General features: G+C 60.5%; 10 protein-coding genes and 1 tRNA gene. 5 read left to right on the top strand and 6 right to left on the bottom strand.

Annotation, left to right across the window (positions count from 1 at the left end; genetic code table 11):
- Positions 1–264: 264 nt before the first annotated feature.
- Entirely contained in the window at positions 265–1497 is a 1233-nt protein-coding gene (locus NW855_RS02070; protein WP_414402708.1) for an HhoA/HhoB/HtrA family serine endopeptidase, read from the bottom strand.
- A 187-nt stretch (positions 1498–1684) separates the two neighbouring features.
- Here NW855_RS02070 and NW855_RS02065 point away from each other — a divergent pair, with 187 nt between their 5' ends.
- The 3 genes from NW855_RS02065 (at position 1685) to glgP (ending at position 6318) form a co-directional block, all read left to right on the top strand.
- On the top strand, positions 1685–2209 hold the full coding sequence (locus NW855_RS02065) for a nucleoside deaminase (RefSeq protein WP_011431528.1): 525 nt from the start codon (positions 1685–1687) through the stop codon (positions 2207–2209).
- 300 nt (positions 2210–2509) lie between these two features.
- Entirely contained in the window at positions 2510–3706 is a 1197-nt protein-coding gene (locus tag NW855_RS02060; protein WP_041438653.1) for a SpoIID/LytB domain-containing protein, read from the top strand.
- 410 nt (positions 3707–4116) lie between these two features.
- The gene (glgP, locus tag NW855_RS02055; RefSeq protein WP_041438652.1) at positions 4117–6318 is read left to right on the top strand and encodes an alpha-glucan family phosphorylase; all 2202 of its coding nucleotides are present in this window, start codon (positions 4117–4119) and stop codon (positions 6316–6318) included.
- Positions 6319–6497: 179 nt separating this feature from the next.
- On the opposite strand, the gene ftsH is transcribed toward glgP, so the two are convergent.
- A complete protein-coding gene (gene ftsH, locus NW855_RS02050; RefSeq protein WP_011431525.1) occupies positions 6498–8414 on the bottom strand; it encodes an ATP-dependent zinc metalloprotease FtsH in 1917 nt (638 codons plus the stop codon).
- Positions 8415–8643: 229 nt separating this feature from the next.
- On the opposite strand from ftsH, the gene NW855_RS02045 reads away from it, so the two are divergent.
- Positions 8644–9117: a hypothetical protein gene (locus tag NW855_RS02045; RefSeq protein WP_011431524.1), complete on the top strand. Its 474-nt coding sequence runs from the start codon at positions 8644–8646 to the stop codon at positions 9115–9117.
- On the opposite strand, the gene NW855_RS02040 is transcribed toward NW855_RS02045, so the two are convergent.
- Positions 9114–9365, bottom strand: coding sequence for a ferredoxin-thioredoxin reductase variable chain (locus tag NW855_RS02040; protein WP_011431523.1), 252 nt, complete (start codon positions 9363–9365; stop codon positions 9114–9116). The two genes, NW855_RS02045 and NW855_RS02040, sit on opposite strands and share 4 nt — an antisense overlap.
- 778 nt (positions 9366–10143) lie before the next feature.
- On the opposite strand from NW855_RS02040, the gene NW855_RS02035 reads away from it, so the two are divergent.
- Positions 10144–10347, top strand: a complete 204-nt coding sequence (locus NW855_RS02035; protein ID WP_168173328.1) for an RlpA-like double-psi beta-barrel domain-containing protein — start codon at positions 10144–10146, stop codon at positions 10345–10347.
- A gap of 59 nt (positions 10348–10406) precedes the next feature.
- On the opposite strand, the gene NW855_RS02030 is transcribed toward NW855_RS02035, so the two are convergent.
- The 3 genes from NW855_RS02030 to NW855_RS02020 all read right to left on the bottom strand — a co-directional run bounded on the left by NW855_RS02030 (position 10407) and on the right by NW855_RS02020 (position 11645).
- Positions 10407–10619, bottom strand: a complete 213-nt coding sequence (locus NW855_RS02030; RefSeq protein ID WP_049749797.1) for a hypothetical protein — start codon at positions 10617–10619, stop codon at positions 10407–10409.
- Positions 10620–10808: 189 nt separating this feature from the next.
- Positions 10809–11414: a precorrin-6Y C5,15-methyltransferase subunit CbiT gene (cbiT, locus tag NW855_RS02025; protein WP_011431520.1), complete on the bottom strand. Its 606-nt coding sequence runs from the start codon at positions 11412–11414 to the stop codon at positions 10809–10811.
- Between the two features lie 158 nt (positions 11415–11572).
- A tRNA-Thr gene (locus NW855_RS02020) sits at positions 11573–11645 on the bottom strand.
- Positions 11646–11671 lie beyond the last annotated feature (26 nt).

Genomic DNA, 11671 nt, shown 5'->3' with positions numbered 1-11671 from the left:
ACGGCACGTAAAACTACTCGTTGCCGGGCAGACCCCCTGTCGGGCACAGCGGTGGCTCTATCGCCCCAGGGATTGTGGTCATTTCAAATAGCAACGAAACGTTTCTCTACGTCGTTATTGGTAGGCAGGGCTGTCGCAAACGCGCCAGCGGCGCGGAGCGCTTGGATGGCGGCAGAGTGTTTTCACCTAGTTTAAAACGACTCCAAGTTTTTGGAGGGGAGCTTGCTGAGAATAAGGTAGGGATCGGGATCCCAGCCTGCCTGCTCAAGAGCCCACCGGCAGCACCCCCGTCTTCACCTGGAAGGTGCGCGCCTGGCCGTCGCGGATGACCCGCAGCGTCAGCGTCTTGCCCACACCGGCGGCATCCACCAACTGCTGCACCTGCTCGGCATCGCGAATAGGTTGGCCGTCAATCTCAACAATGACGTCCCCTTCCCGCAGGCCAGCTTGCTCAGCCGGCGATCCCGGAATTACCTGCCCGATCAACACCCCCTCTTGCACTGTCAGCGTGGTGGATCGGCCCGGGTCCCGGTTGAGGCGCTCCACCAAATCGGGGTTGAGGGTAATCATGCGGATGCCCAAGAAGGCATGCTCCACCCGGCCATTGCGGATCAGTTGCTCGGCAATTTCCATGGCGCGGTTGATGGGGATGGAAAAGCCGACGCTCTGGGCTCGCTGGAAAATGGCCGTATTCACCCCAATGACGCGACCTTCTGCGTCCAGCAGCGGGCCGCCCGAGTTGCCGGGATTGATGGCCGCATCCGTTTGCAGGAACGTCACCCGCTTGTTGGTGGCCCCAATCTGCCCGGAGGAACGCCCGACGGCGCTGATGATCCCCGCCGTTACCGTGTTGTCCAGGCCCAGCGGGTTGCCGATGGCGATGGCCCAATCTCCTGGCCGCACCTGGTCGGAGTTGCCCAAGGTAACCGTGGGCAGATTTTCGCCCTCGATCTGGATCACGGCGATGTCGGTTACCGGGTCTGAGCCTTTGACTTTGCCTTCGAAGGTGCGCCCATCCAGCAGATGCACCCTCACCCGCTCGCTGCCTTCCACCACGTGGGCATTGGTGAGAATGAGGCCATTGGGATCGATGATGAATCCGGATCCGGTGCCCTCCTGCTGAAACTCTTGCGGCAGTTGGGGGATTTGGCCCCCAAAGAAGCGGCGGAACAGGGGCTGGTTGAACAGCTCGGGATCAATAGGGCTGGCCACGGTGCGGGTGGCGTCGATGCGCACCACCGCCGGTCCCACCTTTTGGGCAACGGCGGCAATGAAATTGGAAGGCCGCACGGCATCGCCAGGAGAGGCAGACTCAGGAGGGGACTCAGACCAAGGCAGAAGGGATCCCACCCCCTCTCCAGCCCGCTGCGACCAAGTGGCAAGGGGAGTTTGCTGCAGCCATGCTTGCCCCCTTGGCGAGGACAACCAGACCCCATAGGCAATGCCTCCGCCAAACAAAGCCATCGCCAGAAATGTTTGCCGTAGAAGCCGTGTCATGATCCCTCCCAGAGCTCAGCCGTATTGCCCCAAAAACACTGCACTGAGGAAGCTCAGGCAGACCGGCGCTACCCACCTGCGCAAGCAAACCCGGTTTACTTTGGCCTATTCTTCTTTTAGCTGTTTAGGGGATATGTGCTTAACTTAGCAAATCTTGCGGGCAAAGACAGGGCTCAAGAGCCTAGCGATGACCGGGAATCTAGCTCACCTCCCTTCCTCAGCACCGCCGGAGCGGGATCCATGGCAACGCCACCGCGCCTGGATGCAGTTGGCCCTGCAAGAAGCCGAGCGGGCGGGAGAAGCGGGCGAGGTGCCGGTGGCGGCTCTGGTGGTGGGGCCGGGGGAAGAGCTGTTGGCCCTAAGCAGCAACCGGCGGGAACGGGATCGGGATCCTACGGCCCACGCGGAGATTTTGGCCCTACGGCAGGCGGGGCAGCGCCTGGGCGACTGGCAGTTGCAGGGCTGTCGGCTGTACGTGACCCTGGAGCCCTGCCCCATGTGCGCGGGGGCGATCAGCCAATCGCGGCTGGCCCAGGTGATCTACGGCGCCGACGATCCCAAGGCCGGCGCGCTGCGCAGCGTGCTCAACCTGCCCGCTTCTGCCGCCAGCTTCCATTGCCCAGAGGTCATCGGCGGAGTTTGCGAGGCCGAGTGTCGTCGCCTGTTGCAGCAGTGGTTTAGCCGCCGGCGGGGGATCCCTCTGGCAACCTGACGGGGAACTTGGGCGACAAAAAGGCCGGGTTGAGGTCGTGCATCGGCAAGCGGTTTTTGATACTGTCATATCGGAAGGCCCCCGGCCCGCCAGCGCGAGCAGCTGGCTGGGATCCGGCCGCGGCCTCGAAGGCAAAGCTCTTTGAAGGCGGGAGCGCTTTGGTTGGTCGGTCGCTTGAGGGGTTGGTTGGGCAATCCTCACCGCAGGATCGCAGTTTCCTTCTGGATCCCTCCTCCGAAGTGGTTTATCGGCGGACAGGGATCCGTTGCTCTTGGGTGGTCTTTCCCAGAGGAGTGACGTGTGAGTGTAGCTCTCTTTTCTTCTCCGGTTGTGTCCCCGCTGCCCTCGGCTTGGCTTAGGGGGATCGGCCTTCTGGTTTGGGCTTGGCTCTGCTTGGCCTTTCCGGTGCAGGCGCGGGTGCTGCTGCGGGTGGGGATTGCCGTCAACAAGCCGCAGGTCAGGCTCGGCAGCTCTGCCCCGGCCCGCCTGCTGGATGCCCAGGGACAACCGCTGGCCGAAGTTCCGGCCATGCAGCCGCTGCAGGCCAGCCGGATAGGCTCGGCGGTCAGTTTGGCCGGCCAGCAGGGAGAACGCCTTTACCTACAGCCCACCACCCCCGATGGGTTGGTGTTCATCGACCAGAACTGGTACCGCGGCTGGGTGGAGCTGATCCCCGGCGAAAGTGGAGTGATCGCCATCAATCAAGTTGGTTTGGAGGACTACGTTTCCAGCGTGGTGGGCAGCGAGATGGGGCACCGCTTCCCGATGGAGGCCCTCAAAGCCCAAGCCGTGGCCTCCCGCACCTATGCCCTCTACCATCGCAGTCGTCGCTCCCAGCAGCCTTTTGACTTGGGGAGTGGGATTGATTGGCAGGTTTACAAAGGGGTGGCTGCCGAATCCAACCGCACCCAGGCAGCAGCCCGCGAGACTGCCGGCCAGGTTCTCGTCCACCAGGGGCAGTTGATCAACGCCGTTTTCCACTCCTCCGGCGGCGGCCACACAGACGATGCCGGCAATGTTTGGCTGGAGTCGCGGCCCTACTTGCAGGGGGTGCCCGATTTCGATCACCACTCGCCGGTGTTTAGCTGGACGGCTACCATTCCTGCCCAACAGCTCCAGCAGTTGGCCGGCGGGATCGGGGCCATCCGCTCCATTGAGATCCTGCGCAGCTCTCCCTGGGGACGGGCCATCACCCTGCGCCTAGTGGGATCCCAAGGCAGCAAAGACGTCAGCGGCAGCGAATTCCGGCGGGCTCTGGGGTTGCGCAGCACGATGATCGCCATCAGCCCACGAGGGGAGGCGGCCACCACCGCCAGCCTGACCCCTGCTGGGGCAAACTTTCCCGCTTTCTTCCAAATCCAAGGGCGCGGCTACGGGCACGGGGTGGGCATGAGCCAATGGGGAGCTGCCGCCCTGGCCAGCCAAAACTATTCCTACCAACAGATCCTCAGCCACTACTACCGCAACACCAGCTTGGCCGTGGTGGAGGGACGCTAGGCTCAGTCGGAGCTCCTATCGAAAAAGGCCATTTGGTAGCGAAGGCAGCTAAAGCTTTGCCGAGCTTGTGGCAGTTTAGATTGCCCTGCCGGGATCAGGAGTCAGTGGCAATTCTGGAAACTCTGTTAACTCCGATGCAGCACCGTCTCTTCAGACAGGCCGCAGATCGATCAGCAGCCTTCTCTGAGATTGAAAACCGAACTGCCGGTGGCCATTGTTGTTGCAAGATCTGGGAAAAGACTGAGGAAATCTGGCTTGGAGCTGCTGCAGATTTTGTAGAGATCCTGAATCCTCCTGCCAGAATTCTCAAAGTTGGCTCAATAATAAAAAATTAGAAACGTTTACCAGGCACGATTAACCTCTGCCGCTTCTTTTTCCGGCCTATAGCTTCAACCCCAGGTATCTGTCCTATGTCCCTTGCCACTTTAGCCCCCGCTTTTCCCGAACGTTGCCCGGTGCTGCCGGAGGCGCTCACGCCCCTGTGCGAGATCGCCCGTAACTATTGGTGGACGTGGAACCCCGATCACCTCACCATTTTCCGGGAAATGGATCCCGCCCTGTGGGAAAAAACCTCTCACAACCCGGTGCGCATGCTGGAGGAGGTTTCTTACTTGCGCTTGGCGGCCTTGGCTACTGACGTCAACTACCTCAACACCCTCAATCGCATGGTGCAGGCCTATCGGCAGTACATGGCGGCTGAGGATACCTGGGCCAAGCGCACCATGAAGACCTACGACTGGCAGCGTCCTATTGCCTATTTCTGCGCTGAGTACGGCCTGCACGAGTCTTTGCCCATCTACTCCGGGGGCCTGGGCATGCTGGCTGCCGATCACCTCAAATCCGCCTCCGATCTGGGGGTGCCGCTGGTGGGCGTGGGATTGCTCTACCGCCAAGGCTATTTCCAGCAGCGCCTGGATCTCAGCGGCTGGCAAGGGGAGCTGTACGAAGATTGCGAGTTTGACGCGCTGCCTCTGACGTTGGTGCGGCAGCCAGATGGCAGCCCTCTGTTGGTGGAAGTGGCAATGCGGCAGCGGCTGGTGAAGGCACGCGCCTGGCGGGTGGACGTGGGGCGGGTGCCCCTCTTCCTGCTGGATACCAACCTGCCGGAGAATGATCCCATCGACCGCTGGATTACTGCCCATCTCTACGGCGGCAGCACCGATACGCGCATTGCCCAGGAGTGTATCCTCGGCATTGGGGGGGTGCGCCTGCTGCGCCAGTTGGGCCTGGATCCCATGGTCTATCACATGAACGAGGGGCATGCTGCCTTCTTGACTTTGGAGCTGCTGCGGGAGGAGGTGGCACGGGGTACGCCCTTTGAGGCGGCAGAGGCCAAGGTGCGGGAAAAGTGTGTCTTCACCACTCACACGCCGGTGCCGGCTGGGCACGATGCTTTCAGCCCCAACGAGATGGATGCGTTCTTTGCCTCTTTCTGGCCGCAACTGGGCTTGACGCGGGAGCAATTTTTGGCTCTGGGGGCGCGGCGCGGCGGGGATCCCTGGGAGCGCTTCAATATGACGGTGCTGGCTTTGCGCTACGCACGTGCAGCCAACGGGGTGAGCAAGTTACATGGGCGCGTCTCTCGCCAAATGTGGCATGTGCTCTACCCAGAGCGGTCGGTGGAGGAGGTGCCCATCGGCTCCATTACCAACGGGGTTCACGCCCGCACCTGGGTTGCCCCCCTCTTCTGGAACCTCTACGACCAATACCTGGGTCCCGACTGGCCGGAGCGGGTGTCGGATCCGGAGCTGTGGGCCAAGGTGGAAGAAATTCCCGATGAGGAGCTGTGGCGGCGCAAGGAAGCCCTGCGGGAGCGGTTGGTGTCTTTTACCCGCCACCGGGTGTTGCGGGCGCGGCGCAACCGCGGCGAAAGCAACGAACGTCTCCAGGCCGTCAACCAGTTGTTGGATCCCAAGATCCTGACGATTGGGTTTGCCCGCCGCTTCAGCACCTACAAGCGAGGAGATCTAATCCTGCGCGATCTCGAGCGAGTGACCCGCATCTTCACCAACAAAGAGTACCCTGTGCAGATTATCTTTGCCGGCAAGGCTCACCCGCGAGATGAAGAAGGCAAGCGCCTGATCCAACGGGTGGTGGAATGGTCGAATCGGCCTGAGGTGGCTCACCGGGTCGCCTTTATTGAGAATTACGATGCCTACGTCAGCCGCAATTTGGTCCAAGGGGTGGATCTTTGGCTGAACAACCCGCGGCGTCCTCTGGAGGCCTCCGGCACCTCCGGCCAAAAAGTGGGCTTCAACGGGGGGCTCAACCTCTCCGTTTTGGACGGCTGGTGGCCCGAAGGCTACAACGGTCGCAATGGCTGGGCCATCGGCCAAGAAATCGAAGGTCTGGATCCAGCCGCCCAAGACGATCTGGACGCCAGCTCCCTCTACGATGTGTTGGAATACGAGATTATCCCTATGTTCTACGACCGGGATGAAAAAGGGATCCCGCGCCGCTGGATTGCTCGCATGAAAGAAGCAATCCGCACCCTCAACCCGGTCTTCAACACCGACCGCATGGTGGCTGAGTACGTCCTGAAAATGTATGAGCCCCAGCCTATCGAAACGGAGGTGAGTCGCATCTTGTCGGGCTCGGCCGTCGTTAGCTAAGTTAGCCTCCCTCAACCCAGCCCTTCTCCCTGAGGGATGGCCCAAGCGCGCCGCGCCGCCGACGCGACCACCCCCAACCTCTCTCTGGGAGAGGGGAGATAGTTATCATCATGCAAAAATCGGGATCCCCGCCCTCCTCAGGCGAAAAGGCAGGGATCCCTGGCCTGTGTCCATGGAGACTAGGCACTAGCGTTGAGGGTTATCGGGAAGGTCAGCGGCTCCGGCTCCTCCTCAGGCGGTAGCATCACCACCTCCGAGCTGTCGATGATCGCTTGCAGCTCTTCCCCATCAATGGTTTCGGCCTCCACCAAGCGGCGGGCGATGCGATCCAAGAGGGCGCGGTTTTCCCGGATCAGGTAAGTGGCCCGTTGGTAGGCCTCATTCACCAGACGTCGCACCTCTTCGTCGATGAGGGCCGCCGTCTCCTCGGAGAAATCCCGCTCTGCAGCGATCTCACGGCCTAGGAAGATATTGGCATACTGGCGTCCCAGGGCCACGTTGCCCAGGCGGTCGCTCATGCCAAAGCGGGTGACCATGTTGCGGGCAATGCGGGCCACCTGCTGTAGGTCGCTGGCTGCCCCCGTGGTCACCTCCGCCTCGCCATAGACCACCTCCTCTGCCACCCGACCCCCCAGGGCGACGGTCATCATGTTTTTCAAGTGGGCACGGGTGGTCAGGCCCATGTCATCATCGCTGGGCATGAACCAGGTGAGGCCGCCCGCCTGGCCGCGGGGAATGATGCTGACCTTTTGAATGGGATCGTAGTTGGGCAAGAGGGATCCCACCAGGGCGTGTCCTGCCTCGTGGTAGGCCACCAGCTCCTTGCGCCGCTCGCTCATGAGGCGATCCTTCTTCTCTGGGCCAGCCAACACCCGATCCACGGCGTCGTTGATCTCGTCCATCGAGATCTCGGTGAGGTTGCGGCGGGCCGCCAAGATGGCCGCTTCGTTGAGTAGGTTGGCCAGATCTGCGCCGGTAAACCCAGGGGTGCGGCGGGCTAACTTCTCCAAATCCACATCGGCGGCCAAGGTTTTGCCGCGGGCATGCACCTTGAGGATCTCCAGGCGGCCCTGGAAGTCGGGGCGATCCACCGTCACTTGGCGGTCAAAGCGACCGGGCCGCAGCAGCGCTGCATCCAACACATCGGGGCGGTTGGTGGCGGCGATAACGATGATGCCGGAGTTGCCCTCAAAGCCGTCCATCTCGGTCAGCAACTGGTTCAGGGTTTGCTCCCGCTCGTCGTTGCCACCTCCTAGGCCGGCTCCCCGCTGCCGACCCACGGCATCGATTTCGTCGATGAAGACAATACAGGGGGCATTTTGCTTGGCCTGCTCGAACAGATCCCGCACCCGCGAGGCCCCCACTCCAACAAACATCTCCACAAACTCAGAGCCAGAAATGGAGAAGAAGGGCACACCCGCCTCTCCGGCCACAGCGCGGGCCAACAGGGTTTTACCTGTACCTGGGGGGCCGACCAGCAACACCCCGCGCGGGATCCTGGCGCCCAGAGCGTTGTACCGCTCGGGGTTTTTCAAAAAGTCCACCACCTCGGCCAGCTCCAACTTGGCCTGGTCAACACCAGCCACATCGTTGAAGGTAACCTGAGTTTTCGGCTCCATCTGCACCCTTGCCCTCGACTTGCCAAAGTTGAGCGCCTGGCTGCCAGGGCCGTTTTGGGCTCGGCGCAACAGGAAAAACAGGCCAAGCAGCAGCAAGACGGGCAGGAAGAAGGTGCTGAGGATGCGCCCCAGCAGACCCTCCTCCTGAACCGGGCGCACCGCCAGCTCCACCCCTTGCGCAAGCAAGGTGTTCTCAAACTCGGGGGTGAGGGGAGGCAGGTTGACCAGCACTTGGGTGGCGCGGTTGTTGATTTCCGCCTCGGCAATGGCAATTTGGCGACCATCGGGGGCGATCTCGACCAAGACTTTGCTGACCTCGCCCCGTTCTATGCGGCTCATCAGGTCGGAGTAGCTGATCTCCAGACGCTCAGCCGGACGGGTGCCGAAGAAGGTTGTGGCCAGCGAGATCAAGACAATGGCCAGCAACGCGTACAATCCGGCGCTTCTCCATTTTTTGTTTTTACCTTTCTGACTCACGGAAGCGTTTCCTCCCAAAGGGTGCTTTTTATCGAACTCACAGATGGCATCTGGGGTCGAGTGGATTCTTGCAACGATAGACTATTAATTAATATTAACCCGGCTGAGAGGCCGGGGAGAATAGCCGAAGATCCGCAGGATCGCGCACTTTTGTCAACGGGCTTGCGGCTAGGATCGGGGGCGAAAGGGCCGCACTCCCCCTCTCTCCTTGGTTTTCTAGGGAATCCCCATGCTGACTCAACTGCGCCAACTGAGCCTGGCTGCCGACGGACGCTACCTCAGAGATGAGGAGATGCAGTTCATGGAGAGCTACCTGGCCTCCTTTGAGCTGCGCCTGGGCGCCTATCGCAAAATCCAAGCGGCGGAAGCCCAGATTGTCGGCGAGGTGGAGGCGAAGCTGCGCGCTCTGGATCCCTACTTGCTCATGCGAGGGGTGGAGGATTTCCGCAACAAATGGAGAGCCGACACCGTGCGGGTTTTGCGCCTCTCGGCTTTGGCCATGCTCCTAGACGATGAGCAGCGCTACAAGGAGCGATTTCTCTACTGGTTTCAGACCTTGATGCGGGCCTTCCGCACCCAGCGCAGTTGTGAGGCTACCTACCGCTTCTTGCAAGAGGTGATAGCCAAGTACCTCACCCCCGCGGAGTTTGCTTTGATCCAGCCGATTCTGGAAACCAACCGTACCCTGCTGGGTCTCACCTAGGCCGCAGGCTCGGAGGAAGGGCTCGCCTCGATCACCTCCAGCTCGTCGGCCTGGAGGTGGGCGCGGAACTTATTCCCAAACTGCACCTGAAAGGGAAAATTAGCGCTGATCGGGCGGCCGTTCCAGTCTTGGATCACAGCCGTCACTTCTCCCTCCATACCTTTGAGGTCAAAAGGTTGATTGCGATGTTCCGGGTGGTGATAGACGATCACGCTGGTACGCACCCGCACTCGATCTCCGACTTTCATCACACACCATTACACGGCGCTGTTAGGAGCCGTGCCCTCCAACCGTTGAACGTTAAAAACTTGCAATACCCTAGGTTGGCATTTTGCCATAGCTGCTTGCCAGGAGCGACCTCCTGCAAACTCACTCGATTGGTTGCTTTCAGCCGCACGCCCCGCTCACCTCGCTGCCAGGGGAGTGTGGCTTCGCCGCTTGCTACCCACCGTCTGGCGGGGCTGGGTTTGATTAACATCAGGGGGGTTTTCCCATCCACGGCAAACATAGGTACCAACACGGCTGTAAGCTCTTCTGTGTACGCCCCCTCGCCCCTACGGAGGTTTCAGGCTGGGGGAGAACCTGTAACATGTTTTGGGCCGCTGGGCCTAGATCCTCTGCTTGCCCTCCGGCGTTCCTTGCGAAGCTTGGCCAGGCTGTTCTCGCGCCTAGCTTGCCGTTGCGATGCTGGCATCGCTACTCCTGCCAATTGCTAACCAAGTGCCTCCAGCCCGCTGATGCGATCAGTCGCGGCACTTGGCCTCCTGAAAAGGCAGCCCACCCCAGGAGCCTGCTGGAAACACTCTAGCTCAGCCCCTAACGAAGACTGCGGAATGTAGAGAACTATGTAGAAATTGATACAGTGGTTTGCATTTCTCCGGGATCCCCTCGCCCTTGAGGAGCCGCGCCGGCTTCTGGGAGCATTGCCCCAACCCAAGCCCACTGACTTCAGCCGAAAGATCCCTCTGCGGAACCTGGGATCCGTGGGGCTCATCAGTGTATTCCCGGACACGTTTTTGGGAGACTTTGACCAATTCTGAGGATCCCAGGCCTAGAGTGGTGGTGGATGTTCTGGCTCGGGGCCCTTTTGTTCGCGGTCGAGATCTGGATATTTCGACGGCTGCCGCTCGCCAGCTGGGCATTTACGAGCAGGAAGTGGCGAAAGTAGAGGTGCCTCTGCTGCCTCCCCAAGAAGTTCCTCTCTCCGGCGTTTTGATGAGCCTAAGGTAGAAATTGCTGGGCAAAAATAACTACTAGAATCGGCTCCCGATGGGGAGAATCTGCCCAGGCTAAATGCCTGAAGATTTGCTGGGCTGGTTTTCTGCTTCTTGTCTGCGGCGATCGCCAATGCCGCAGTCGCCGCAGCATTCGGGTCGCTTGAAGTCGTCCCAATGGATGCAGGCCCGGCAGCCCTTCAGCATTTCCGGCCAGCGCTCTCGAATTAGCAGTTGTCGCAGCCTCACTTCTCGTGATTCGGGAAAGGGGTGTTGCAATTCATCCATGGCCCTGGGATCCGCAGCTCTCTGTCTCTGGTATAAGGGCAAATGAAAGTCTGCAATCTAGAAATATCGGCATAGCTTAAGGTTTGTGCTTTGCCGATCTCCAAAGAGGGCTTGGGCTAGCCCAATTTTCTTGAGCCCATTACTTTGCGAAGGGATTTGCAAAAAATATAAACGGATTTCTTACAAGATTTAGCTGGATTTTTCCCCGCTTAACACAAAGGTGGGATCCAGAGGCAGCAACAGTTGGCTGCGACCGCGGTGTTCCAGGCGGTTCACGGCTGATTGGATCACCTCCACATGATGAGCTCGCACGGCAGCCAGCCCGGCAGAGAGGCCGTAGAGCCCCTCCAGAGAGTTGGTGGTCGCCACAATCCTGCCGTTGGGTTTGAGATGGTTCCAGGAGGCCTCCAGGATCTCCCGTAGGGGATGGCCACCTTCGATACAGATGCGATCGGGGGGCGGAGAGAGCTGATGCAAGCAATCGGGGGCGGTGCCCTGGATTACTTGCACGTTGTTGAGGCCGAATTTCTCGCAGTTGCTCTCGATCAAGCTGACCACCTCGGCATCGCGCTCGATGGCAATCACGCGAGCGCGGGGGCAGAGAATGGCCGCTTCGATGGCGATGGTGCCTGTCCCGGCGCCGATATCCCATAGGCAGTGGTCTTCTCCCAGGCGCAACTGGCTCAGCACCAGCACGCGTACCTCGCGGGGGCTCATCGGGATCCCCGGGATCCGCTCAAAGGCGGAGTCCGGGATCCCTGGGGTGCGATAGGGCCAAGAGAAGGGGGTTGCCATTGCCAAAGACCGCTGCCGGGGAAATGGCCATACTTCTCAGCATAAGGCGAAGCCCCGACCAACTGGCTACGCTCTTCATGTCCCCCTCCTGGGAGAGGGGATCCCCGCGCTAGGCCAGCCTAGGTCAGTAGCCCCGTGAGGGCCGGACAAGGCTCCAAAGCTGATGATCGGACTCGAACCGATGACCTGCTCATTACGAGTGAGCTGCTCTACCGACTGAGCTACATCAGCAAGGGTAAGCAATTCCGCATCCCTTT

The sequence above is a fragment of the Synechococcus sp. RC10B2 genome, from assembly GCF_047502635.1.
The sequence above is the reverse complement of the archived record's forward strand: the minus strand, read 5'-3'. Positions and strand labels throughout refer to the sequence as shown.